General features: G+C 47.4%; 24 protein-coding genes. 7 read left to right on the top strand and 17 right to left on the bottom strand.

The genetic code is table 11. The features are described 5' to 3' along the window. Window positions 1–2: 2 nt before the first annotated feature. The 6 genes from FLM48_RS20745 to FLM48_RS20720 all read right to left on the bottom strand — a co-directional run bounded on the left by FLM48_RS20745 (window position 3) and on the right by FLM48_RS20720 (window position 5,458). Entirely contained in the window at window positions 3–1,715 is a 1,713-nt protein-coding gene (locus FLM48_RS20745; RefSeq protein ID WP_179025981.1) for a DUF3373 domain-containing protein, read from the bottom strand. A gap of 158 nt (window positions 1,716–1,873) precedes the next feature. Beyond that, complete coding sequence (locus FLM48_RS20740) at window positions 1,874–2,191, bottom strand: cytochrome c (RefSeq protein ID WP_179026448.1); 318 nt, start codon at window positions 2,189–2,191, stop codon at window positions 1,874–1,876. A gap of 377 nt (window positions 2,192–2,568) precedes the next feature. Then, the gene (locus FLM48_RS20735) at window positions 2,569–2,877 is read right to left on the bottom strand and encodes a hypothetical protein (protein WP_179025980.1); all 309 of its coding nucleotides are present in this window, start codon (window positions 2,875–2,877) and stop codon (window positions 2,569–2,571) included. A 138-nt stretch (window positions 2,878–3,015) separates the two neighbouring features. Beyond that, window positions 3,016–4,233: a 4Fe-4S binding protein gene (locus FLM48_RS20730; RefSeq protein ID WP_179025979.1), complete on the bottom strand. Its 1,218-nt coding sequence runs from the start codon at window positions 4,231–4,233 to the stop codon at window positions 3,016–3,018. Window positions 4,234–4,502: 269 nt separating this feature from the next. Continuing rightward, the gene (locus FLM48_RS20725; protein ID WP_028773436.1) at window positions 4,503–5,150 is read right to left on the bottom strand and encodes a DUF2959 domain-containing protein; all 648 of its coding nucleotides are present in this window, start codon (window positions 5,148–5,150) and stop codon (window positions 4,503–4,505) included. Window positions 5,151–5,233: 83 nt separating this feature from the next. Beyond that, complete coding sequence (locus tag FLM48_RS20720) at window positions 5,234–5,458, bottom strand: hypothetical protein (protein ID WP_028773437.1); 225 nt, start codon at window positions 5,456–5,458, stop codon at window positions 5,234–5,236. A gap of 349 nt (window positions 5,459–5,807) precedes the next feature. Here FLM48_RS20720 and FLM48_RS20715 point away from each other — a divergent pair, with 349 nt between their 5' ends. From FLM48_RS20715 to FLM48_RS20695, 5 genes are all read left to right on the top strand, one after another. Then, window positions 5,808–6,788, top strand: coding sequence for a virulence factor BrkB family protein (locus FLM48_RS20715; RefSeq protein ID WP_084632527.1), 981 nt, complete (start codon window positions 5,808–5,810; stop codon window positions 6,786–6,788). A gap of 2 nt (window positions 6,789–6,790) precedes the next feature. Then, window positions 6,791–7,750 carry an alpha/beta fold hydrolase gene (locus FLM48_RS20710; RefSeq protein ID WP_179025978.1) on the top strand — a complete coding sequence of 320 codons (960 nt, stop codon included), beginning with the start codon at window positions 6,791–6,793 and terminating at the stop codon, window positions 7,748–7,750. Then, window positions 7,747–8,319 (top strand): hypothetical protein, encoded by a 573-nt coding sequence (locus FLM48_RS20705; RefSeq protein ID WP_028773440.1) that lies wholly within the window; start codon window positions 7,747–7,749, stop codon window positions 8,317–8,319. Before FLM48_RS20710 ends, FLM48_RS20705 begins: the two co-directional genes overlap by 4 nt. Window positions 8,320–8,396: 77 nt before the next feature. Continuing rightward, entirely contained in the window at window positions 8,397–8,834 is a 438-nt protein-coding gene (dtd, locus tag FLM48_RS20700; RefSeq protein WP_179025977.1) for a D-aminoacyl-tRNA deacylase, read from the top strand. A gap of 50 nt (window positions 8,835–8,884) precedes the next feature. Further along, on the top strand, window positions 8,885–9,334 hold the full coding sequence (locus FLM48_RS20695) for a thioesterase domain-containing protein (RefSeq protein ID WP_179025976.1): 450 nt from the start codon (window positions 8,885–8,887) through the stop codon (window positions 9,332–9,334). Between the two features lie 60 nt (window positions 9,335–9,394). On the opposite strand, the gene FLM48_RS20690 is transcribed toward FLM48_RS20695, so the two are convergent. Further along, a complete protein-coding gene (locus FLM48_RS20690; RefSeq protein WP_179025975.1) occupies window positions 9,395–10,777 on the bottom strand; it encodes a DUF4397 domain-containing protein in 1,383 nt (460 codons plus the stop codon). Between the two features lie 324 nt (window positions 10,778–11,101). On the opposite strand from FLM48_RS20690, the gene FLM48_RS20685 reads away from it, so the two are divergent. Together FLM48_RS20685 and FLM48_RS20680 are read left to right on the top strand one after the other, a co-directional pair. Beyond that, window positions 11,102–11,998 carry a helix-turn-helix transcriptional regulator gene (locus tag FLM48_RS20685; protein ID WP_179025974.1) on the top strand — a complete coding sequence of 299 codons (897 nt, stop codon included), beginning with the start codon at window positions 11,102–11,104 and terminating at the stop codon, window positions 11,996–11,998. A 275-nt stretch (window positions 11,999–12,273) separates the two neighbouring features. Beyond that, complete coding sequence (locus FLM48_RS20680; protein WP_179025973.1) at window positions 12,274–13,854, top strand: Ig-like domain-containing protein; 1,581 nt, start codon at window positions 12,274–12,276, stop codon at window positions 13,852–13,854. 84 nt (window positions 13,855–13,938) lie between these two features. Here the strand turns inward: FLM48_RS20680 and FLM48_RS20675 are convergent, their stop codons facing one another. From FLM48_RS20675 to FLM48_RS20630, 10 genes are read right to left on the bottom strand one after another with little or no spacing between them, the layout of a single operon-like run. Then, window positions 13,939–14,682, bottom strand: a complete 744-nt coding sequence (locus FLM48_RS20675) for a hypothetical protein (protein ID WP_179025972.1) — start codon at window positions 14,680–14,682, stop codon at window positions 13,939–13,941. An 18-nt stretch (window positions 14,683–14,700) separates the two neighbouring features. Beyond that, entirely contained in the window at window positions 14,701–15,939 is a 1,239-nt protein-coding gene (locus FLM48_RS20670) for a beta-ketoacyl-ACP synthase (RefSeq protein ID WP_028773445.1), read from the bottom strand. Further along, window positions 15,939–16,664: a 3-ketoacyl-ACP reductase FabG2 gene (locus FLM48_RS20665; protein WP_028773446.1), complete on the bottom strand. Its 726-nt coding sequence runs from the start codon at window positions 16,662–16,664 to the stop codon at window positions 15,939–15,941. Before FLM48_RS20665 ends, FLM48_RS20670 begins: the two co-directional genes overlap by 1 nt. A 37-nt stretch (window positions 16,665–16,701) precedes the next feature. Further along, window positions 16,702–17,199 carry a hotdog family protein gene (locus tag FLM48_RS20660; protein ID WP_051484577.1) on the bottom strand — a complete coding sequence of 166 codons (498 nt, stop codon included), beginning with the start codon at window positions 17,197–17,199 and terminating at the stop codon, window positions 16,702–16,704. Further along, window positions 17,196–18,383 carry a beta-ketoacyl-[acyl-carrier-protein] synthase family protein gene (locus FLM48_RS20655; RefSeq protein WP_179025971.1) on the bottom strand — a complete coding sequence of 396 codons (1,188 nt, stop codon included), beginning with the start codon at window positions 18,381–18,383 and terminating at the stop codon, window positions 17,196–17,198. Before FLM48_RS20655 ends, FLM48_RS20660 begins: the two co-directional genes overlap by 4 nt. 34 nt (window positions 18,384–18,417) lie before the next feature. Continuing rightward, window positions 18,418–18,999: a DUF3261 domain-containing protein gene (locus tag FLM48_RS20650; RefSeq protein WP_179025970.1), complete on the bottom strand. Its 582-nt coding sequence runs from the start codon at window positions 18,997–18,999 to the stop codon at window positions 18,418–18,420. Next, complete coding sequence (locus FLM48_RS20645) at window positions 18,987–20,255, bottom strand: NAD(P)/FAD-dependent oxidoreductase (protein WP_179025969.1); 1,269 nt, start codon at window positions 20,253–20,255, stop codon at window positions 18,987–18,989. Before FLM48_RS20645 ends, FLM48_RS20650 begins: the two co-directional genes overlap by 13 nt. Continuing rightward, on the bottom strand, window positions 20,255–22,624 hold the full coding sequence (locus FLM48_RS20640) for an MMPL family transporter (protein ID WP_179025968.1): 2,370 nt from the start codon (window positions 22,622–22,624) through the stop codon (window positions 20,255–20,257). Before FLM48_RS20640 ends, FLM48_RS20645 begins: the two co-directional genes overlap by 1 nt. Continuing rightward, window positions 22,621–23,325, bottom strand: a complete 705-nt coding sequence (locus FLM48_RS20635; RefSeq protein WP_179025967.1) for an outer membrane lipoprotein carrier protein LolA — start codon at window positions 23,323–23,325, stop codon at window positions 22,621–22,623. The genes FLM48_RS20640 and FLM48_RS20635 overlap by 4 nt, the downstream gene beginning before the upstream one ends. Window positions 23,326–23,327: 2 nt before the next feature. After that, entirely contained in the window at window positions 23,328–23,756 is a 429-nt protein-coding gene (locus FLM48_RS20630; RefSeq protein ID WP_179025966.1) for a thioesterase family protein, read from the bottom strand. Window positions 23,757–23,773: the final 17 nt, after the last annotated feature.

The raw sequence follows: 23,773 nt of genomic DNA, 5'->3' as shown, positions 1-23,773 counted from the left end.
GACTAGAAATTAACGGTCAACGAAGCGTTGATATCAAAGGCGGTGTCGACTACCGGCAACATCGAGTAGGCACTGCCAGCTAAGATGTCATCAATACTCTGCGGTGCACCAACCGGGGTGCCGCTGCCGGTGTATTCGTAATCGTAATAAAGCCCGGCCAGCTTAATGAACATGCGTGGATTAACATCAAATATGTAATAGGCTTCCCCCACATGTCCACGAGTCGCAAGCTTGCTGCCAATGGGATCGTCTTGGGCTTGGGTAAAGGGGGTCCAATACTTAGAGCCGTAGTTGTATTCGATACCAAACTTACCTAGCGGTGCCGGGATCTGTACCCCGACATAGACGCCGTAACCATCTTTGGTGTCTTTGTCATCGCTATGGGCTGGCATCATGATAATTTCTGAACCGTCGGCATTCAGCTGTGCTTCAAATACCGCATCACTGAGCATGCCGCCAAACATGCCGGCGTTGCCATTGCTTTCACTGCGAGTCCAGCCACCAGAGATAAACCACTTGATATCATTGGCTTCCTCACGGGCAAAACCGATGCCCCCTAAGTACATATCGCCGATAACTCCACTGGGCTGCACCCGGGTTTCAAAGTTGAAGTTGCTGAACTTCTGCATGTCTTGATACATGGTGGGGGCAAAAATACCCGCCAGTTGAGTGGGAAATGCCATGGTGCCTTTGAAACCATCATTGATATCTTTCGCGCCAAATAACGTGAACTGCAGGAAGTTGGTGCCGTCATTGATAGCGTCAATGTTGAAGCCGCCTAGGTGGGTATCTTTAGTGACAATATCACCAAACATTTCACCATTGCCCCATTGGGATTCAAACCCTTGGCCATAGCAAAAACGCACCACTTGACCATCAATACCGGTGATTTCACCGAGGTTATAACCTAAGGTTGCACCATCAAAGTTAAAGTTCACTAGATGACCTGAAGGGGTGCCACCCCGTTTCTCGTTTTCGCGATAATGGGTCGGTGGGCCATAGGTTGATGGGCGACGACCAATAGACAAATAGGTGTTGGATCCACCAATGTTTTTCCAGTCAAAGTAAGCGCGCTCTACCCGCAGCCAGTCGCCGCTGGTGTTACCACTGCTGGTGCCATCCATGGTAAAAGAGCGCCAAGAGTCAAACACCTGGACGCCGGTGGAATCCCCCCAGTTTTTATACATAGAGAGTCGACCGGCAAAATTAACGTTGTCCCACACCTTTGCCTTAATATTGAGTCTAAGCCGAGTGGTATAGAAAATATCGTTATCTATATCTTGGGTACTTTTAGGCGCGAGCACATAGGGCATCACTCCCTGCAGTTGTCCCTGCTGAAATGCGGCTGCCAGTGCAGGATTTGCCGCGAGCATTTTACCTAAGGGAGAGTCACTGTCGGTTGGTGAACCGAATGCGCCGCTCATGGCTTTGCCACCAAAGTCATTGAAGTTCACTTTGATGGCGGGATTCCAAGTCACATTTTGGTAGTGCAGTGAGTGGGCTTTCACGCGAAAGTCACCAGTGAGGCTAATACGATCAAGTGCCGTGTGACGCTCATTGTTATCGACACGATCGTTCAAATCATCTAGCTCTTCTGTAATATCTGCCAGCTGTTGTTTAAGTTGGTTTATTTTTTGAGTGTCACTGTCATTTGCCCATGCGGTGCCTGACAGGGCAAGCGCATTAGCAACCAGTATTGAAAGTAAGGTACGCATAAGGAATCTCCCTATGGCAGCACGAATCGAGTCCGTTTTCCGTGTTACCAAGCTGTCCGTTTTTCATGGTTTGAGGCAATTTTTGGCAAGCCGTTGCCCTAGGGATATCCCTATAAATTGCTCAAATTAGGTTAAGTTTTTGCTAGTCGGTTTGAGCGTTAGCCGCAGGTTTGCGGTTGATCAGAATCGGCTGCATGGTCATACAGAAACTGCTGGATATCGAGCTTGTCTTTGTCAGAGAGCTGCTGAAACACTTCTGGGTTTCCTTTGTGTTTGTTGCGTTTGAAATAACGATCCCACTGCGACATTGTTTTTGTCATGGGTGTCATTTCACCGCCGACATCACCTTGGCTGTGGCAAACCTTGCAAGTTTTCTTATACAGGTGTTTGCCCTTTTTGGGATTACCGCCATCCACGGCATACGCCGAGGTTGCTAAGGCTAACCCGACAACCAAGCAGCCCATCATGTTCATCATCATTTTCATCTTTTAGTCCTTACCCATCTTGGTAGATGGTGTTCTTAGTGTTGATGAGAAGGTACTCATCTTGTAAATAAATTTATCAAATGTAGGTAGATGTAAATTTGATGTTGATCACTAATATCGTAAAAATCTAATTGATAAAAATATTGTTGAAAAAAATCTAATGAATATTCTATAGGTAATTGTGTTTAAAGGTTTTTGGTCTTTATTTTGGCAGAGGTTTGATGATTTTTAGCCTCGTAAAGGCTGTGATTAGGATCACGTTTGATTTTTTTAGCTATTACTTAAGTGATATTTTTTAGTTGACGCTACTTACTAAGGTGCTCTTTCATAGTGGAGTGATTGCAGGGAGGGCTTTGGTCACGGCAGAGTTATTCAGACTTGCGGTTGAATCGTCGGCAAAGGATTGCAATGATGGCTGGGCTTAAGATAAACAGCGCGGTTTTAGTGCACCACACCGTGATGATTTGATCGTAGTTGCTACCGGCTGGGCCATATTGTACTGGGAAATAGTAGATGACAGTCCAAACCAAAGGGGTAATGACGAGCAGTTGTAATCTAATGCGCTTGAGTAGCACTGAGCCTTTGAGTTGGTCGAGCAAGCGAATGAGAATAACGCTGCTGACAAGTAGCGACAGCATTGCAACAATGGCAATAGCGAATGCGATTATCATACCCACAGCAGCTTTCCTTTCAATGAATTATTTTCACCACTACACGCTAGCAATTATCAATTAATTCAAACTTAATCAAATGCTTAAATCGCTCAGATCCTGGCATTATTAACTAATAATAATGCCAGATGCACCCTCGCGAGATTAATGCCCTATAGCGTTGAGGTGTTGGATTAAGTACATACGGATATCATCCGGTGTTTGGCTGACCCAGAAGCCGTTTAGGTAAGCCAGCAAAGGGATAGCAAACAATAAGGTAAGCAAGGTAATTGCCAAGCCCGTTGCTGACATCTGCCAACCATTGCGGGTGCTAAAGGTCAGAGACGCTTTTTTCGGACAAGCATTGATACAGCGCATACACGCTTGGCATTCATCTGAGCGAATGTTGATTTGCTGATGTACCTTAATATTAGCGGGGCAGGCGCGGCTACATTTGTCGCATTTCATGCCTTTACTATCAATTAAGCAATGCTCTGTGTGGCGCCGTATCTTTAACGGACTAAGGAAGCTTAATATACCCAGTAGTGCACCATAGGGGCAGATGTAGCGGCAAAAACCTTGGCGTCGCCATGCGGCTAATGCCAGTATGACTGCGAAACACAGTAAGGTGATTAGCCCAGGAGTAATAAAGAACAGCGCCATTTTTAAGTCGGCAATTTTGTGGTAATTGCCGTTTAAATAGCTTGGTATGGCCTGAGATGGCATGCCAGCAATGATGATGTACAGTAAGGCCAGCAACAGCAAATACTTGAGCATTCTCAATGGCCAATCCAGCCAAGCTGGTGGTAGCAGTTCGCGATTTATAAAGCGTTTTCTGAGCTTGTAGAGGTATTCGCCGGCTAAGCCTAATGGACAAGCCCAGCCGCAAAAAGCACGCTTGCAAAGCAGCCCAGTGAGCATTACCACTGCCAGCATGACAGCTGCTGCGGGGTGAGTTTGGTCCCAATAGCCCAAAGTGATTATCGCTTTTAGCTCAATCCCTCCGGCGATAGGTAAGAAGGCATCGCCAACGTCCGGTCGCATTAACCATGGGGTTTGGCCCATTTTCAACATGATGGCATTGCAGGTAAATTGCACCGCAACCAATAGCATCGAAACCGCTAAAGTGTGATGGATAAGTTCCCGTATGGTGTTGGCTTTAATCTCAGGACTAAACAAGTTTGGCGCTAGCCGTTTAGCAAGCCCTAGCCCGACAGCTGCCAATGCCGTTGCCAGCAGCATGGGCCAATAGAGTGTGGCAATCATCCCTGCGCCCAGTAGTGATAGACTCGTCAAAGCGCCCCAACGTTTACCACTATAAAACATCAGACTGGTCGCATAGAGTAGCGCCAAGGCTAAGGTAAAGGATTCAATAAAACTCATAATGACTTCAAATTAGTTGCGGTGAGTAACGAGTGTGAGTGGTCGTTATTAATTTGGTTCGTAATGTAGCCAAAGAAGTGTGAGAGGTGTCTAAATTGTGAGGCTATTTTATCTAGATTGGTGTGCTAGCTCACAAGGGGCTAACAATCGCGTTGCGCTTGGATAAGCTTGATTGCTAGTGAATACAGGGGCAGTGTCAGATGTGGGCAGGTTTAGCCTAGACGAAACCTACCTGCCAGCTCGGTGAGCTGACAGGCAGAGTCGTTGGGCTAGTTGCCTTCGATAGAGGCGATAAACTTGTTGGACTCTTCAATTGATTTGTTCATCTCTTTAATGAGCCCGGAGATATCAGTTTGCAGGCTGGCAAACTCCCCTTTAATAGCCCCAATCGCTTGGGCATTGAGGTTATGCTTAAGGTAAAGCATGTTATCTTTCATCGCCACAAGCACTGGATCCATTTTGCTTTCTGCGCGTTTCATGGTTCTTACCAGTTGCTCATAAGAGCGCTGAGTTTCTCTGAGCTTAGTTTCACTGTTGCGTCGCAAGCTGGCCTTGCTGATTTCATTGATTTCAGACTGCCACTCATCAAATAGCGCTTCGGCCACATCTTCTACTTTACTGATGCGACTACTGACATCGTCTGCTGCTTCTTGCGATGACTCATATTCATCTTTGGCCTTGTTGTAGGCTTTTTCTAAGTCACCGCCGTCGTGGTTAAGCAGTGCCTGCATCTCTTCTAACGCAGAGCTAAACTGCTCTTGCGCTTCTTCTTGAGACTCTTTGGCATCGGTCACGCGATCGACCATGATGTCACGCTTATGGTAGCCAACTTTTTCCATGGCACCGTAATAAGCGCTTTGGCAACCACTGAGAAGTAAACTTGCCCCTAATAGCGCAATGGAAATACCTTTTTTCATCCTGAAACCACCTTTGTTTTTTGACTCATCAAACTGAGACTCTGTTCGCCCTGTGCTGTTTGGCTGACTTTTACTATTGAGTATTAGCCTCGATATCGCGCCGCATCAATGATGCACCAAATGTGCAGTGGCACAGCAACGATTAAGAATAGCCCAAGGGTGAAGCTGGCAATACCGTATGCCGCATAGGTGAACAAACAAAATAGAATCGCTGACATGATGCGGCCCTGCACAAGCTGACCCAGTCCAACGATAAAAAAGCTAGCAATTGCGGCAATAACATTGCCTGCAGATCCTTGTTGAGACATCAATTTCTTCCTTACACTTGTAAATCTGAGGTTATAAGCTTTATTGTACGAAGATACAGGTTTTATACCAATCAGTATAAGATTTTGTGCTACTCAGCGTATTTTTGAGTCACTGATTCAAAGACAACACATAGCATAATGCCTGTTGCTTATGATTTTATTCAAGCGATAAGCACTAAGTCAAAAATACGCCTACAAAGGCGAGTGTCAGTGACGCTGATGCGGCGTTAACGAATTAATGCGTAGAATGACTATGCATCGCATTCGTTGCCTAGACTTAGAACCACTATGCTCTCGCTGAGCGAACAAACCTTTATACTGATTGGTATGATACCAATCCCTAACGCCAATGAATAATGAGATAGCTGTGATTAATAAAATTAAAAGCTCAGTCTTTTATACCATCCTACTGAGTATTTGGCATTTTGCATTACACTTGCGTCAGCGCTTGGCTGAAGATCAGGTTAACATTCGAGCCGGGCATCTGGCTTATGTCACCCTATTATCGTTGGTGCCCATGGTCGCAGTGACGATGTCGATGCTGTCTGCTTTTCCGGTGTTTAAAGGCATTCGTGGCCAGATAGAAACTTTTATCTATGAGAACTTTATTCCCTCAGCGGGCGATAGCGTGCAGGTGTACATTAATGAATTTGTCGCGAATGCATCTAAAGGCACTGCAGTGGGTATTGGTGCCTTGGTCGTAGTCGCTATTATGTTGATATCTAACATAGATAAAGCACTCAATGCTATTTGGCGCACCACCGAAAAACGCTCAATGGTGGTGTCATTTTCCATGTATTGGATGGTGCTAACCTTAGGGCCTGTGTTAATGGGCGCGAGCTTGGTGGCGACCTCTTATGTGGTGTCATTAAAGGTGTTTACCGGCACAGAGTTATCTGGTGTGGTACCGCTGGTGGTTGAACGGCTGCCGATGCTGTTTTCTGTGGCGACTTTTTTACTGATTTATATGGTTGTACCTAACACCAAAGTGAAGTTTTTCCACGCATTGCTGGGGGCGATTGTTGCCGCATTGCTGTTTGAGTTCGGTAAAAAAGGTTTTGCGTATTACCTAACCCAATTTCCAAGTTATGAAGCCATTTATGGCGCTTTAGCTACGATTCCAATCTTGTTTGTTTGGGTGTATTTAAGCTGGATGATCGTGCTTATTGGGGCGGTCATCACCGCGGGTATGCCTGAGTATTTAGATACTCGTCTAGTGGCTTTACGTAGCCACTTTCGCCAGCAAAGCGCGCAACAGCAGCAAAATGAGCCCAAAGAGAGTGCACCTGAGCCAGAAAGCACGCAATCTCAGCACCAAAAAGGGGGCTAAGCTTGGCAGTCCATTTACCGCTCATTAGTCAAGATTGGCTGGATGTCGGCAATGGCCATCAACTGTTTGTTGCCCAGTATGGCTCGCCACAGGGCACGCCGGTGTTATACCTACATGGTGGCCCAGGGGCTGCTTGCCAACAAGGTGATGTGGCGCTGTTTGATAGTGCGGTCACCGACATTAAGGCGGTACGGCTGTTTATGTTGGATCAGCGTGGTTGCGGCCGCTCCAAACCCTATGCCAGTACTGAACACAACCATTTGATTGCATTACTCAGCGATATTGAAAAGCTCCGTCAATGGGCCGATGTTGACCGCTGGGGGTTATGCGGCGGCTCTTTTGGAGCAACATTGGCGTTGTTATACAGTTGCTGTTATCCCAACCGAGTGAGCTGGCAGCTACTTTGGGGGCTGTTTATTCCCTCGTCGACGAGCCTTGAATGGCTCTATGGCCGTGACGGAGCTGGGCAGATTTTCTCTCAGCAATACCGGGATTTTAAAGGTGATTACTGTGGTAGTGACACCCAAACTTTGCTCAATGACTTTGTTGCGGGGCTGGCAGATCGTGATGCGAGTGTGCGCCGCGATTACCATCAACGTTGGCAACAATGGGAGCAGGTGTTAGCGCTACCTAGTGATGACTTTACTCGCGCGCCATACCAAGGTGAGGCGTTAGCAAAAATTGAAGCGCATTATGCGCAAGCCGGGTATTTTGAGGCGCAGCAAATCTTGCAGCAACGCGCTAAGGTCATTAGCGCCGAGACTTTGATCATACAAGGCGAGTTAGATTGGGTCTGCCCACCTCAGGCCGTGAGCCACTTTATTGAAAACAATGCATTGACTCAGTTAACGCTACAAATCATTAATCACGGGTATCATGCCTTAGGCGATGATAAGATGCGACAAGCGGTCATTGCCGCCTTACGGAAAATGATGAATAACAGAAAGGATATAGCAGAATGAGAAAAACCATGATGGTCACTGCACTTTGTGCAGCATTAGTTGGCTGTGCATCAACCGATGAGGCGAACACAAGCGACGCGGCGACTGTCGCACCAGAGTCAGTTACTTTGGGCGGCATGAGTAACGAGGCCGCCGCAGATGCGTTATTAGCCGCGCTTCTGAAAAAGAATTACCTTGCCAGCAAAGTGTCGCCTACTCGAGTCGGTGTGCAGTTTGATAAAAGCCAGTTTGTACTGCAACCTAGCATTAATGCCGAGGGGATTGATCGCATCTTAATGAATCGTTTTTATGCCATTCATCCTAAAATGGCCGGTAGCAAAGAGTTACTGCTGCTCATCGGTACGTTGAACCATAAGTTAAACTTCGCTAAATTCACTTTGCGCGAGAATGGCAATGTTATTCAAGTGCAAGGCGCAGCGACTTTCGTCAACACCATTGATTTAGAAGAGATCCGCCGTTTTATGTTGTGGACCGACGACGGCCTACATCAGGTGGGGTTATCTTTACCAAAGGGATCTGAAGAGCTGATTAAGCCAATTCCCATTATGAAAAACCCAGTATCAACCTAAGCGTTAAACGAGGTTGGTCGCTAACAGGTCTTGTTATTTAACAAGGCCTGTTGATTAACAATAAGGTAGTAGAGTACGTGATAGCCCTGATCCAACGAGTGAGCCAAGCCAAAGTTGATGTTGCAGGTAAAACCATAGGCGCCATAGATAAAGGCTTATTGGTGTTGCTTGGTGTTGAGCGCGACGATGATATAGAAAAAATGCAGAAACTGGCGACTAAAGTGATGAAATATCGCGTGTTTAGTGATGAAAATGGCAAGATGAACCTCAATCTTAGCCAAGCAGGGGGCAGCTTACTGGTGGTGTCGCAATTTACACTTGCCGCTGATACTGGTCGTGGTTTACGCCCAAGTTTTTCGGGGGCAGGCACTCCAGAGCAAGCAAAACAGCTGTACGATGCGTTTGTCGAATATTGTCAGCAGCAAGGGGTGAATACCCAAACGGGCGAGTTTGCAGCCGATATGCAGGTGAGCTTAACCAATGATGGTCCAGTGACTTTTAATCTTCAGGTCTAATGATTTTTAATCTTCAGATGTAAGACGGTTAATTTACAGGTGTGGCAATTATGGTGATAGCTGAGCAATCATTATTGGCTCAATTACAACAAACATGGCATCAAACGATTCCACTGAGCCAGTTTATGGCGGTAGAACCTCTGAGCTTTAATGATAATGAGTTTAAGGTGACCGCGCCTTTAGGCCCCAATATCAACCTGCATCAGACCATGTTTGCTGGCAGCATCTATACCTTGATGACCTTAACTGGATGGGGAATGGTATGGTTGCAACAGCAACGAGCTCAAGTTCGTGGAGACATAGTGTTGGCCGATGCCCATGTGCGTTATCTTGCGCCGGTAACTGCGCAGCCCATTGCGGCTGTCCGTTGCAGCCATATCGATCTAAGTTCGCTTAGTCGCGGTAAGCGGGTTAAAATCCCACTGACTGTTGAGCTGTTTTGCGCCGATAAATTGTGCGCTCAATTTGAGGCTAAATATGTCAGTTTGCCGCTAACTTGATTAACAGCAAAGGCGATACATATACTTGTATCGCCTTATTATTTTCATTCAAATTTTTACTTAGTTAGCCACGAAGTCATCCATTAAGATGACGCCCAGTGGTGTACCACCCCCGGCGGCATCCACTGCGGCAACTGAGTAGATCCCCCCAGCCATTAGACTAACGCTAAGCGGGCCAATGGCGACATCTTTACTGTCGTGTGGTGTGACGCTAACTACGTAGTCACCGGCAGCAACTGCAAGGGCACCCGAAGCGGCCATAAATGGCACATCGCTTAATGCTGGAGCGGCATCGCTAATATCGTCAGTGGCAGTCAAATAAATATCGACATTACCAGCAGAGAATGACGCATGGGCAATATTGAGTTTTGCTGCCGTAGCAACACGGCGAGGGCTATCCATTAATACCCAAGGCATAATCTCATCACCTAGCGAACCAATTGCTAGTGCAGAATAGCTCATACCTTGATCTAACATCACCTCTGCAGCATCAATCACAACCACGCTGTTGTCAGCATCAGCGGCGACTGTCACGGTATGCTCACCTTCAGGCACGTTTAGGTAACCTGTGACTTCGCCGAAGCTCAGCATATCGACTGCTGGCATATCGCTACCGTCGAGGAATACATCAACAGCTGGCGCATCGGCAACGGCATGAATCACTCGTAGGTCAGCACCGGCGTTCTTGTCTTGAATCAAAGCTTGGCCCTCTGGCAGTGCAGCAAGTAGTGCAACAGGAGAGTTACCGCTCCAAACGTTAGTAATGGCCGTGAGCAGATAATCGGTTTCCGCAGCCAGTGTGACCGCGCCAGAATCATATACCACGTCTTTTTGATCCGCGACGGTAATGCGAACTTGATAGTCGCCAGCCATGATTTCTAATTGATCGGTATTGTCCATGTAATCGACTGAGAGTGTCGGAGCCATATCGCTGATATCTGCGTCTAGTTCAGTGACGTAAACATCGACTAGCCCAACCCCCACAGTGCCATGCAGCACCTGTACTCGCGTATATCCTGCTGCAATATCGCTAGTGGCGTTCGCTATCAGTGCGAGGTCGAGTGACTCACCTGCCACACTGCCTACGGCGACTGCGGTGTACTCCATATCAGCTTCAGCCATCAAATCAGCAGACAAGACTGTGGCAGTTTCACCACTTGGTAATTGTGCATTGACCGCAATGGCATAGGTGGCTGACTCGACACTTAACAAGCCAGACGACATTGCATAGTCAACATCTGTTAGCAGCTCGGCATCGTTAGCTGTGACATTAACCATGGGGGCATCAGCACTGGCATGAATGACTCTAACCATCGACATCTCGGCCGGAGCAGGGGCTGGTGCAGGATCTGGAGCAGGTGTTGAGCTGTTATCATCGTCATCGCTACAGCCGGTGAGAGCCAGCGCAGCAGTCAGTACGATACTAGGATAGAGACGTTGCATAGCATATTCCTTCATTGTGTGTAGGTTACGTATCGCTATACGCCGAGGTGAATTTTAACGATCACATTTTTTTAACGACCTATTGCTTGTGTTTGTGCGAAATTGTGGCTCTGCGTGACAATTTAGAACTAGCACTTCAACGTTTACATCACCGAAGAACAATCAAATAAAATTAATTGAATTAGGTGTTTGTTTATTAACTTTTGATAAAGTTAACAGCTGAATAAATCGATGCTGTTGAAACGGTTTGATGGAGTTAACAGATCGCTTTTTTTTGTCGAGGTAAAGTATTGAGCTCAGCCAAAATCAGTTAACGAAGTCGAAATGAAAGCACTCAATGGTCTGCAAAATAGTGCCGTACCGCAGGTTAATTTTAGGGCACCGTGTAAACAAAAAGCAGGCCTTGAAATACTCGACCTAGGCGACTTTTATCAAAAGCTACACCGGTGTCGTTTTGATCCAGCAAAGCCGCATCGTATCAGCTATTACTGTTTTATCTATATTTCTCATGGTGTTGGCGGACATTTCGTTGATTTTAAATACCACCATTTTCAGTCTGGTAGCTTCATTTTTATCAATCAGGAGCAGGTACACGCATTTGATATTGCAAGTCGTGCTCAGGGTAAGATGATCAATGTTACTGCTGATTTTTTTGATCTTATTCTTGCAAAAGTACGCTTGCCATTTTTCTCTCTGTCTAACTTATTTAGCACCTACACACCGCTAATTAACCTCTCGGATAGTGTGGCAGCAACCTGTAATATTTTGCTTAATGAGATCAACAAAACACAACAAAATGAAACAGATGACCCATTGCTAGCTCAATTATTGTTTTCCTCGTTATTGATGACTATTGAGAATCAGCGACATAGTCATGCTGCGCATTTAAGTGATCTGCAAGCACAGCGCTTTAATCAATTTAGGCAACTGGTTAGTCAGGGACCGCAACAGCGCTGTGCAGCAGCCTATGCACAACGATTGCATATGAGCTATAAGTCGTTAAATCAGCTATGTCGTCATGCTTGCGGTTTAACTGCCAAACAACTGATCGATAACCATACGATATTGGAAGCCAAGAGACGTTTAGCTATTGAAAGCGCACAAGTACAGGAAATTGCCTACCAATTGGGCTTTGATGAAGTGACTTATTTCGTTAAGTTTTTCAAGCGTCACACCCACCTTACCCCTTCTCAGTTTCGTGCTCAGCACGATTGTATATAAGTCCATCTAAACTGAATCAAGCACCATGGCTAGCAGCAGTGCCGACTTGTGTTGCCTAGCTCACAGATTCATTCCTCGGTACGAAAATCACCATTTTTGGGCAATTTAAGCCATGTTGTTCTCTACCTCCTAGGGAGTATTTTGAGGTCGTTAACCCGCCAAGAGAGTGAGTTAATGGTGTTGCATGATGCTGAAATAGCTGACTTGAATTTCAACTGTGTCCGTCATGCGACTAACCAAAAAAATATAAAGCGTGAATATTCCAAGGATATGTGATGATGAATTTTGCAATAGAACGCCCATCGGGTAAGTCCTTGCTATTGGCAGGCGCAATCTGCTTACTAGCAGCTTGTGGCAGTGATAGTGATAGCGACAACCCACTACCTCCCCAAAATACTCCCCCAATAGCTAACCCAGTCGATGCCCAAACAGAGCTTGGTCAAAGTGTGCTGATTGACGCATTAGCCAACGACACTGATGCCGACGGCGACACATTAACCTTGATAATGGTGCAAGTAAAATCAGGTAGTGGAGTAGCTTCAATTAAGGATAACCAAATACTGTTTGAACCTGATGGTGTCGGTACGACTTTGCTTGATTACGCCATTAGTGATGGCAATGGCGGCGAGGCACAAGCGGTGGTCACTGTTATGGTTAACGGTGCTGCTGAAATTTACGTAGGTTCAAGCCAGTGTGTTTCATGTCATGTAGATAAAAAAACCTTTTTTGAAACAGGGCATAACTTCAAATTTACTAAGATTGAAAATGGTGAAGCGCCAAGCTACCCATTTACCTCTATTGATGGTGCGGTCGATTTGATTGATGGTGTCAAAAACACATTAGGTAACCCTAGTGGATGGAGCGACATTAGTTATGTGATTGGTGGATACAAAAGTAGTGCTATGTTTCTCGACCAAAATGGCTACATCATGATTGGGGATAAAGTTGGCACAGCAGTGGTGCCAAAAGGTCATCAAGTAACACCAGAAATGATGTGGCCTTATTATCAAAATGATGCACTAGACAGCCATGGTTACGACTATTGTGGCCGCTGTCATACCACTGGTTGGAAGGATTACACAGAAGCCACAGGTGATTATCGAAACTTGAATAGGCAAGATGATATGCCTGGCATGGGCGGGACATTTGCGCTTACTGGTGTGCAGTGTGAAAGCTGTCATGGTGCAGGAGTCGACCATATTAAATCCCCGTCTAAGCAGAATATTGTTAAATTGGCGACAGCCCGTCAAACTGCGGATTTTCTAGCGGAAGATATGGGATACGGTAAACCAATTGCTTGTAGTGAGTGCCATACGGTTGATGATTCAATTAAACGTTATCCTGACTATATTTCACCGCTTAATGTCGTTTTTGGTGGGGATACTGAAGGTGGGCGCATTGACAAAAATGGTGGAGGTTTAGGTGGTCGTGGAGGACGTCATGCGGCTACGACTATGATAGGTACCGATCCTGATACTGGTGAAGCTATGGGCAAGAAGAAAGACTTCACTTGCTCTACTTGTCACAATCCACACCGCTCAGAACATAATCAAGATCAGCCCGGCCATGAAGATGCGATGGTAGCGCAATGTACTGATTGTCATTCTATGGAATTTAACTTAGGCAATGGCGGCGGAATCGTCCATGAAACCATGGCAAAATGTATTGACTGTCATATGCCTAGTGAGTCGCATATGTTCAAGATTAATCTGTCGATGCCATCGGATGACCCGAATCATTTCTCTGTCGATGGTCAATATAATAAACCTTGGCTGAGGGCGTCAGACAGCTGTCAAAGTTGCCATACCGAGGACTATGATCAAAGGGCGGCCGCGATTGGGACGATTCATAAGTAATTGACGATGAGCACCAAGATCACAAGGTGATGTTGGTGCTTTCTGGTTGAAACTATAAGCCTGTTTTAACGGCTATTAATTCGATTAATAGTAGGCGCGTAAGTACTTAGCTGCGTATCTTTGTAATTTACGCTCGCTGCTGGTTTCGGCCAGTTTTTCTATGGTTGGACGGTACTTTTCTTCGCCGCTGCTGGCCAAGGCTTTTGCCATAAAGGCGTAGGCCTGAATCGCCAATTTGTCATGTTTTAGTAGCCGAGTATCCTGCAGCTCGCTATCGAGTGTTTCCAGCACTTGGTCGGTATACACACCGCGGTTTATCACTCGTTTAGCAGCGTCCAATTTGAGCTGTAATTCATCACTTCTTAGGGCGTTACTGAGCACATTGCTACGTTGATTGTACTTGTCATCATAGTGGCTTTTATCTGCCAGAATGGGTGCCCAAACTTGGTATTTTTCGAGGTTTTTTAATGATTTTTTCGCGTACTTTTGTAGTTTACTATGATAATCACCATTGATGATTTCATTGTAAGTGGCCACATACTTCTCATCACCAGAATAGGCTAAGCCTTTAATTAACCAAGCACTGTAATCTATGCTGTGGCGATCAATGGCTAGTGGTAGTGAGGCTTGCAGCTTATTGTTGAGCGTCTCGTAAACTTGGGGGTCATTCAGACCTGCCATCACGAGTGAAGCAATGGCATCTTTTTGTTTGTCGACATTATCGCCTTGAAATATTTCAATGTACTGCGCTTCAGTTAGCGGCTTAGCAAGGGCCGCGCCGCTGGCCAGAGACAGGGTTAAACACACAGCTAAAGAGAGACTTTTCATTAGATATCCTATCTAGTTTCATTTCCATTTTTTAAAAATCAGTGACGTGTTAATGCCACCAAAGGCAAAGTTGTTACTCATGACATAGTCAGTGTCTATGTGGCGAATGTCATCGCGAATATAATCGAGTTTGGCACACTCACTGTCGACTTGCTGCAGATTCAAAGTCGGTGCAAACCAGCCAGCGTTCATCATCTCTACACTCACCCAGGCTTCGAGTGCGCCGCAAGCGCCGAGGGTATGACCGGTATAACTTTTTAGTGACGAGATTGGCATCTGGTCGCCAAAGACCGCCTGTGTCGCGTGGCTTTCAGCAATATCACCGCGGTCAGTGGCGGTACCGTGGGCATTAACGTAGCCGACTTGTTGTGGGCTAATGGCCGCGTCGGTTATTGCCTGACGTATAGCTATTTCCATGGTTTCCGCATGTGGCTGGGTGACATGTAAGCCATCGGAGTTGGTACCAAAGCCGACGATCTCAGCAAATATATGTGCACCGCGCGCTTGTGCATGGCTTAACTCTTCCAGCACTAAAGTGCAGGCCCCTTCGCCGATAACTAGGCCGTCGCGGTCAGTATCGAACGGTCTGGGGGTTGAGGCGGGCGTATCGTTACGAGTACTGGTGGCAAACAAGGTATCAAACACCACAGCTTCAGTGGCACACAGCTCTTCACCGCCGCCAGCTAGCATTAATGTTTGTTGGCCGTATTTTATGGCTTCATAGGCATAGCCAATACCTTGGCTACCCGAGGTACAGGCACTGCTGGTGGTGTGTACTCGACCTTTAATACCAAAATACACCCCCACATTAACGGCGGTGGTGTGTGCCATCATGCGAATATAGCTGGTGGCAGTTACGCCTGACATGTCGCCATCCTTCAGCATATCACCAAAAGCGGTGATGGGGTCGGTACTGCCGGTGGACGAGCCATAGGCAATCCCCATAGCGCCAGAGCTCACCACCGGATCGTTAAGTAATCCAGCACTGATTAGCGCTTGTTCAGACGCATAGGTTGCCATCAATGAAACTCGCCCCATGGAGCGCACTTTCTTACGGGAATAATGGGCTGGTTTTTCAAAGTCGGTGACTGGGGCTGCTAAACGAGTATTTAGGCCATCATACTTGTGCCATTCATCCATATGGACAACGGCATTGTGCTGATTCTTCAGCGAGGCTGCGATCGTTGGCCAATCGTGGCCTAGGCTAGATACGCCGCCAAATCCGGTAATCACCACACGTTTATGCGAGCTGGACATTAGATCATACCGCCGTTTACTGAAATAACCTGACGGGTGATGTAACCGGCATCATCAGACATTAAAAAGTTAGCTAAACTGGCAATCTCTGCCGGTTGTCCCATACGGCGCATAGGAACTAGGTCTTTCACCATGTCTTTAGGAATATCGCTAACCATGTCAGTTTCAATCAGTCCTGGTGCGATACAATTGACGGTGATTTTACGTTTGGCTAGCTCTAAACTGAGCGCCTTAGTCGCGCCAATAATGCCCGCTTTTGAAGCGCTATAATTGACCTGACCTCGATTACCTGCGATGCCAGAAACAGAAGCCATGGTAATAATTCTGCCGCCTTGGCGGGTTTGTACCATGGGCATCACCGTTGGGTGAATCACATTGTAAAAGCCATCTAAATTAGTGTGCACCACGCTGTCCCATTGTGACTCGCTCATCGCAGGGAAAGCGGTATCAGCATTGATGCCGGCATTAAGCACCACGCCATAATAAGCGCCATGTGCCGCGATATCATCTTCAATCGCTTGTTTCACTGCGGCGCGATTAGCGATATCAAATTGCAGTAAGCTGACTTGCGCGCCTAGTGCTTCAAGCTCTGCTTGCGTGGCTGCTGCGGCCTGCTGATTGCTGTGAAAGTGCAGTGCGATATCAAAGCCAGATTCGGCTAACTTAACCGCGATGGCTTTGCCAATTCCTCGGCTTGAGCCAGTTACTAATACTCGTTTTTTCATGGTCTATTTACTGTTCCCTGTTACTCAAATATCCGTTTTATTGGACACTTTGAGAAATGTAAGCTTGGGCGTCCTGTGGTTGAAACACATTGACGTTGGCGCTAGCGACAACTTGGTCTTGATGCAAGATTTGACAGTCAAATACGGCCAGCCCGGTATCTTCTTGGTATAAGCGAGTGACGCGAGTATGGTAGCGCTCTCCCAGCTTAAAACCCTGAGTATTCATTTCAAGTTTACGGCTGCCAAGCAAAAAGCCGATACAGATGGGCAGATTGTTGGCTTTGGCTTCTACCCCAGCTAACGCCGCAATGGTTTGCGCCATATATTCAATGCCAACATAATTGGGCACCAGCTGTTGTGTGGGGTCAAAGTAGGCGCTTTGTTCACTAATGACAGTTTCAGACAATAGATTGTCATCGCAATATGCCAGTATGCGGCTGATTAAAATCATAGGGTCACGGTGGGGCAGATAGTCTGCCACATTTTGCCCTGCCAGCTCGTTATCGATATCTGCGGTGGTTAAAGGAATACTCATTGTGTACCTCGGGCAAATATCACGCTGGCATTGCTGCCGCCAAAGGCAAAGGAGTTACTCATCACATAGCGCAATCGGGCCGCTGGTGCTGTGGTTACCATAGTAAGTTGTGGATTACTGCTGTCTTGGCTGCCGTCGCCCACCTGCGGAGGTAAACGTTGTTGACCATTGAAATCGCTCAGTAGTAAATACGCAAAAGCGGCTTCAATGGCGCCAGCGGCACCTAAGGTATGACCCGTCAGTGGCTTAGTTGAGCTACACGGGGGTAAGTTATCGGCAAATACTGCCGCAATCGCACGGCTCTCCATGGCATCGTTTTTAGGCGTGGCAGTACCATGAAGGTTCACATAATCAATATCTTGAGCTGATAAATTGGCTTGTTGTAACGCGTCTGTCATTGCCGCAATCGCTCCGCGGCCGTCTGGATGAGGGGCAGAAATATGGTGTGCATCACTTGATTCACCCACGGCCAGTAATTGCACCGCCGCTTGACCCAGTGTCACAGTAAACAATGCTGCGCCTTCACCTATGTTGATGCCATCTCTTTGCTCATTGAAAGGCAGGCAGTGGCCACTGGCAATCGATTCTAATGAGTCAAAGCCGTTGAGGGTAAGCTTACATAAGCTATCTGCGCCACCAACAATCACCATGTCACACAGGCCAGCAAGCAATAAACCTCGGGCACTGGCGAACACTTTTGCACTAGAGGAACAGGCGGTTGAGACGGTGTAGCAAGGACCGCTGAGGGCAAAATAGTGACTGACAAATTCGCTGCTATTGCCTAGCTCCTGTTTTTGATAACGGTAATCTGTTGGCAGGCTGTCATGTTGGTCCAGATAGGCCAGGGCTTGCTCGCCGCGATTAATGCCTGAAGTACTGGTGCCGATCACCACCGCCACTCGGTCAGCACCATATTGTTGTTTTGCTGCGTCGACTTGCGGCGCAATTTGCAGCATGGCACTAAGCAGTAGCTGGTTATTGCGGCAGTCGTATTGATTAAACTCGGCGGGTAATGTGGGCAGCGAACCGCTGACCTCGCCGACCAATACCGATTTATTGGGGATCAAATCATCGCGCCATACCATGCCTTGGGTATCGCCGTTGATCAGATTGTCGAGCACAGCTTGCGGCGTTTGCCCTAAGGGAGTGCATAAGCCTAAGCTTGAAATTGCTATGTCGGTCATGGTGTTAATCTTTACTTCTATTTATCTGTCGCGCCTACAGTGGCGTCACTGTCATGTTAAATTGCGCATCGGCAATCATCAGCTGCACCTGAGCTTGGCTTAGGTCGCTACTATTGTACTTAATCTCAATCGCAGCAACAGCGCTGTCGTTAGCATATAACCTTCTGACTGGGCCTTCAGTATCTTGACTCGAAACCAGCTGCCCTTGTTGTAAATGCTGATTGACATCATTGATAGGCCAATAGATCAGCTGCAACATCGCCAATAAATACTCTGCTTTAAACTCGCTGCCAAGTAACCGATTTTGTTGACTATTAATCTGCTGGCCATCATAGGTTACAGTAAACAGCGCATTACCCAGTGGCGCTAATCCCACTAAGGTTGCCAAGTTGGCGTTGATCTCTAGTTGGGCCAATAACTGGTGTGACTGACCTTTGACATCTAGGTTTACCTGCAAGGTGCGATTGTCTGAGCTGACGGCAGCACTGAGCGGCGCTAAACAGTAATCGACGCCGCTTGCCAGCGGCATACAGGTTTGACGCACCTTGGTGGTGGTGCAGCCACTCAATATGATGCTAGCCAGCAGTAAAAATGCAATCCAGTTTAGGCGCGGCATAGTTCTACCACGAGTTTGAGCCGACGCTCAGAATCCGCCACAAACGGGTTGCTTTCATCCCAGGCGTAACCAGCCAAGATAGAACAGATCATCTGTTTAATTTTTGGGTCGGCATCAGGATAAAAAATCACATCTTGAAAGCGACCATCGTACCAAGCTTCAACATAGGTTCTAAAGGTGTCGACACCGACCATTAATGGCTGGGCATATTGTTGCTGCCAATCAACTTTTTCACCATCGAGTTGTTTTAGCAGGCATTGGCTGGCCAGTGCGGCAGATTGCATTGCGATAGTGACGCCAGAAGAAAATACCGGATCTAAAAACTCACCGGCATTGCCCAGCAGCGCAAATTTGTCGCTAGCTAAGGTTTTTACGTTAGCCGAATAACCTTGTAGCAATGCGCATTCGCGTACAAATTTGGCCTTGCTGAGTAACTGCTTAAGTCTCGGTTCTTCATTGATAAAGCGTTGTAATATGGGTTGTAAGTCGCCATTGAGGTCGCCTAACAAATGCGGTTCGCCCACCACGCCAACAGAACAGCGGCCGTTGCTAAATGGAATTAGCCAATACCAGATGTCTTTGTTTTCTGGGTGGACACTGATCAGAATCTTATCTCGATCAAATTCAAACTCGGGATCAGATAAGGTATCGATATTGTCTTCAATATGGGTGAACACGGCGCTGCGAGTCGGTAGGCTTGATGGAATTTCTAAATCTAACAATCGCGGTAACACACGGCCAAATCCACTGGCATCAAGAATATACTCGGCTTGAATTTGGTAAGGCTGACCGTGTTCATCGACCACATCAAGCAGAGGATCGCCTTGCAAATCGATTTGCTCTACGCTGTGGCCATAACGAATATTTACCCCTTGTTCGGCAGCAGTATCGGCCAGCAGTTTATCAAAACTGCCGCGCTCAACCTGAAAAGTGGTGCCGTGGCCGACGGAAAATTTGTCGGTAAAATCAAACTCGGTGTAGCGACCCTGCGAGTTAAATGCTGCGCCATTTTTAAACTGGAACCCCGCCTGGTTAACCGCCTCAATTAGGTTTGCTTGCTCTAGTACGTTCATGCAGCAAGGCAGTAAGCTTTCACCAATAGAGAAACGCGGAAAATGCTGTTTCTCGATGACAATGACCTGTTTACCTTGTTGATGCAGCAAACTTGCCGCCACACTGCCAGAAGGGCCAGCACCAATAATTGCCACATCGAAATGCTGCGGGGATCGACTTGGGACTTGCTGTGCAGACTGCATTACTTCAAATTCCTTGCAAAGGTATGAGGGAGGGGGGACAGCATGAAGGTTAATGCAATCCCCAATAATAAGGTCAAGCCAAACGCATGTATTGCCGGAGTTTGGCTAAAGGCCAATAAACCGAACGCCAGCATGGTTGAGCACGCGGACATTGCCACGGCCATCATCACACTGTTTTGGTGTTTAGATTCGGCAAAGAACAATGCGTAGTCGACGCCAATGCCAAACACTAAAATAAGCGCTAAGGCATGAAACAGACTTAGCGCGATGCCAGCTAGCGCCAGTATACTGAGACAAATCACAATCGCCAATAGCGGCACAGCCACCACCAATAGGCCTTTTCGTAGGCCAAATCGCCAGCAAAAAATAATCGCAGCGACCGCAAGAGCAATGGCTAATAAGTTTAAGGTGAGCTGGCGGTAATGCCCCATGACGCTGGAGATATCAGCGACTTTATCAACCACGATTGCCCGGTCGATTTGCGCGACACTGTCACTGACGGCATTGAGATCTGTAATCCCGCCGAGCAGCATAATAGCGCCGTATTGATTAGGATGTGCGGGGCTAGGTGCTAGCCACAGCGGTGCAAGTAGTTGCCCCATAGGTGTTGTCATGAATGCTTCGGGTTCGATGTATTTATGTTTGGCTAAGGCAAATTGCTGCTGTAGTGGCTCAGCAAGATCGGCGCTCATCCCCAGCTGCGCCAATACTTGGGGCAACTGAGAGTACAGGGCTTGCTGTGCTTGATAGTTACGGTCTTGCTGAACATGGGGCGGAATAAACTGCGCTAAGCTGACATGATTGCCAATCCAACCTTGATGTTGCGCGTCATCTAACACCAAATCTAGCTCAGCTAAACGGGTCAACAGCTGTTGCTTGTCGTTAGCGGCAACCAATACAAATTGGTTATCGGTGCCTCCGCTTAGCAGCTGCCTGACTTGATTCTCGGCGGCCATCACTTGAGGCTCTACAGATTGCAATGCTCGAATATCATCATTGCTGCGCAGCTGGCTTAATGACATACCACAGGCGATGACCACCAGTAATAGCAGCAAGCGTCGTTGGCTTGCTGATAAGCGCTGGCAATGTTGTTCAATATACGCCAGATAAGCGCTGGCGCGATTTAGTGGTGCACTGCGATTAGGTAATGCGCCGCCCGCAAGCGATGGATAGGCCAGTAGCAAGGTTAAATAGGCGCCAATTAACCCAGCACCGCAGAAACTTGCGACCTGCTGCATACCTGGAAACGGGGTAAAGCCTATGGCCACATAGGCTAAAACCGTGGTGAGTAGCGCCAAAGAGATGGCCGGGAAAATCGCCTTAATGGCTTGGGCAGCATCGTGGTTGTTTTGGTTAAGGCGTTCACAATAGAAATGAAAACAGTAGTCGATTGCTACGCCAATTAAGCTGGTGCCAAAAACTAAGGTGAGCAGGTGCACTTCGCCAAATAACAGCAAGGTGGTGACAAAGGCAAATACAAAACTGCTGGCCAAGGTTAGGCTCGCCACGATTAACGGCACTACAGAGCGAAAAGCCAAGTACACCAAAGCGATCACGCCAATCAACGAGGCTAGCCCTAATGTCGAGATTTCAGTTTTTGCTTGCGCGGTGGCATGGGCGGCATGAAACAGTGCGCCAGCCCCCACCACATTGATGGACTCATCAAGTTGGGCTTTAGCATAATCAATACTGGCCAGCTGTAGCGCCTGAGCTTGCGGGTTAAAAGCGCTGCCCTGGCCCTTAGCACTCACCATCGCCGCTACCTGACCGGTTGGCGTATCGGTGAGCAATATGCCGGCTTGTAGCTGTAACTTGCTTGTTGGCGCCAACGCCATCAGATTATCAGGGTAGAGTAGTAAAGGGTCTTGGCTTAGCAGCGCACTGCTGGCGACCCCAAATGCGCTGTACAGCTGTTGTTGAGCTTGGGTTACCCAAGCGCTGATCCCCTGTTGTTGATAATCAGCAAGTTGGGTGTCTGTCAGTAGTTTAAAACGATGCTTAAAGTAAAACTCATTGAGTGCACTGGCATTATCAAAGTCAGCGCTTTTTATCTCGCTAAAGCCGGACTGAGTTGCTAATGCATCCATAAAACGTTGTGCGGCATCGACGGCCTGTGGTGCATTGCTGGCTGTTAGCGCAAAGTAAACTCTATTTTCTAGTTGCGACTCGACCCGCTCAATGGCAGCTTGGGTCAAGGGTTGTTCATCCACTTGCGGCAACATCGCCAAAATATCACTCTGGATGCGCGCCCCTTGTTGCCATTGCCACGAGCCTGCCAGTACCAGTAGCAACAACAAGCCAGCAAAAAGTCCCAAGCGGTGCCTAGGGTGCCAGTGGTATTGCGTTAAAGAACGGCTGGGCTTATTCATTGCTGCGGGCTTGCTGCCTCAGTTTGTCGGTTTTGTGGAGCAAATATGGCAATTTGCTGCTCCGTCAACGGGGCATAGCTGATCTGCTTGAAGCTAATTTCACTGCGGTCGCCATTATCGCTAAGCAGCTGCAGTTGGCGAACTTGAGTATCACCACTGATGATGATTTTAGGCAATACTGCGCTGAGTTCAGCAGATTGGCTCAGTAAGCCGATTTGCCACTGCTGCGGCTGCTGAATAAAGCCGATTTGAAAGCTTTGTTCAAGCTGGTGGATATCACCACTGAGTATGGCTTGCAGTAGTTGCGGCATTAACTTGGCAATCTCGGCCGCGGGTCCTTGGGCCTGCATTGATTGGCGTTTTCCTTGGCTATCAATTTGCGTGACTTGTTCGCCGCTTAATATTAAGGCGCTATAAAAAGGGCGTTGTTGTTGCCACGCTAAGCCGAGGTCAGCATCGAAGGTAAATTCGCCCTCACTGAGCAGCGGTTTAGTCAAAACGGCTAAGTGGCGCGCTTGACTGAACTGGCCATAGGCCTGTGGGCCTTGGTTCAGCTGCTTGGTTAATTGCAGCAAGGCGTCGCGATCTGCCGGGCGATTAAACAGCGCTGGGTCTGGCTCACTGGCATTGCTGTTGGGAACCAAACTGAATAACAAAACCAGCAGTAAGCCGATGATTGGGCGCATAGCGATAGGGATCATAGCTATTGCTCCATATCCACAAGGTGGGCAATTTTGTCACGAAACACCTGCGGGGTGACAAAGCATAATTCTTGGGTCGCCATATTGACAGCAGCCTGTATCGTATAGCCCTTGGTGAGGCGCTTGTTGGTGGCCGCATCTCGCACTTGGTAATTAATCTTAATGCGATTTTCCCATTCGACCATTTCAGCGTAAATCCGTACTTGCTGGTCAAACGTGCTGGATTGTACGTATTTGATCTGCACATCAACAATGGGCCAGCCATAGCCAGAATCTTGCATAGCGCGATAGCCGTAGTCGATTTTATCGAGCAACTGGCATCGGACTATTTCAAAATAGCGCAGGTAATTACCGTGCCAAGTGATACCCATCGAGTCCACATCGTGGAACGGAATGGTTAAGGTCATCTCGGTGGATAAAATAGCTTTCATCGGCTGATCCTTGCATT

The organism is Shewanella sp. Scap07 (assembly GCF_013394145.1).
Lineage (GTDB): Bacteria > Pseudomonadota > Gammaproteobacteria > Enterobacterales > Shewanellaceae > Shewanella > Shewanella waksmanii.
Note: the sequence above shows the minus strand (reverse complement) of the source record. Positions and strands in the feature narration are given on the sequence as shown.

What these genes read in the sequence shown, in the direction of transcription:
- FLM48_RS20655 (WP_179025971.1), bottom strand. Translation starts at nt 18,383, where the DNA reads ATGACCGACATAGCAATTTCAAGCTTAGGCTTATGCACTCCCTTAGGG.
- FLM48_RS20670 (WP_028773445.1), bottom strand. Translation starts at nt 15,939, where the DNA reads ATGTCCAGCTCGCATAAACGTGTGGTGATTACCGGATTTGGCGGCGTA.
- FLM48_RS20675 (WP_179025972.1), bottom strand. Translation starts at nt 14,682, where the DNA reads ATGAAAAGTCTCTCTTTAGCTGTGTGTTTAACCCTGTCTCTGGCCAGC.
- FLM48_RS20730 (WP_179025979.1), bottom strand. Translation starts at nt 4,233, where the DNA reads ATGAGTTTTATTGAATCCTTTACCTTAGCCTTGGCGCTACTCTATGCG.
- FLM48_RS20640 (WP_179025968.1), bottom strand. Translation starts at nt 22,624, where the DNA reads ATGAATAAGCCCAGCCGTTCTTTAACGCAATACCACTGGCACCCTAGG.
- FLM48_RS20715 (WP_084632527.1), top strand. Translation starts at nt 5,808, where the DNA reads ATGAATAATGAGATAGCTGTGATTAATAAAATTAAAAGCTCAGTCTTT.
- FLM48_RS20630 (WP_179025966.1), bottom strand. Translation starts at nt 23,756, where the DNA reads ATGAAAGCTATTTTATCCACCGAGATGACCTTAACCATTCCGTTCCAC.
- FLM48_RS20690 (WP_179025975.1), bottom strand. Translation starts at nt 10,777, where the DNA reads ATGCAACGTCTCTATCCTAGTATCGTACTGACTGCTGCGCTGGCTCTC.
- FLM48_RS20660 (WP_051484577.1), bottom strand. Translation starts at nt 17,199, where the DNA reads ATGAGTATTCCTTTAACCACCGCAGATATCGATAACGAGCTGGCAGGG.
- FLM48_RS20685 (WP_179025974.1), top strand. Translation starts at nt 11,102, where the DNA reads ATGAAAGCACTCAATGGTCTGCAAAATAGTGCCGTACCGCAGGTTAAT.
- FLM48_RS20680 (WP_179025973.1), top strand. Translation starts at nt 12,274, where the DNA reads ATGATGAATTTTGCAATAGAACGCCCATCGGGTAAGTCCTTGCTATTG.
- FLM48_RS20740 (WP_179026448.1), bottom strand. Translation starts at nt 2,191, where the DNA reads ATGATGAACATGATGGGCTGCTTGGTTGTCGGGTTAGCCTTAGCAACC.
- FLM48_RS20720 (WP_028773437.1), bottom strand. Translation starts at nt 5,458, where the DNA reads ATGTCTCAACAAGGATCTGCAGGCAATGTTATTGCCGCAATTGCTAGC.
- FLM48_RS20725 (WP_028773436.1), bottom strand. Translation starts at nt 5,150, where the DNA reads ATGAAAAAAGGTATTTCCATTGCGCTATTAGGGGCAAGTTTACTTCTC.
- FLM48_RS20695 (WP_179025976.1), top strand. Translation starts at nt 8,885, where the DNA reads ATGGTGATAGCTGAGCAATCATTATTGGCTCAATTACAACAAACATGG.
- FLM48_RS20745 (WP_179025981.1), bottom strand. Translation starts at nt 1,715, where the DNA reads ATGCGTACCTTACTTTCAATACTGGTTGCTAATGCGCTTGCCCTGTCA.
- FLM48_RS20635 (WP_179025967.1), bottom strand. Translation starts at nt 23,325, where the DNA reads ATGATCCCTATCGCTATGCGCCCAATCATCGGCTTACTGCTGGTTTTG.
- FLM48_RS20705 (WP_028773440.1), top strand. Translation starts at nt 7,747, where the DNA reads ATGAGAAAAACCATGATGGTCACTGCACTTTGTGCAGCATTAGTTGGC.
- FLM48_RS20645 (WP_179025969.1), bottom strand. Translation starts at nt 20,255, where the DNA reads ATGCAGTCTGCACAGCAAGTCCCAAGTCGATCCCCGCAGCATTTCGAT.
- FLM48_RS20650 (WP_179025970.1), bottom strand. Translation starts at nt 18,999, where the DNA reads ATGCCGCGCCTAAACTGGATTGCATTTTTACTGCTGGCTAGCATCATA.
- FLM48_RS20665 (WP_028773446.1), bottom strand. Translation starts at nt 16,664, where the DNA reads ATGAAAAAACGAGTATTAGTAACTGGCTCAAGCCGAGGAATTGGCAAA.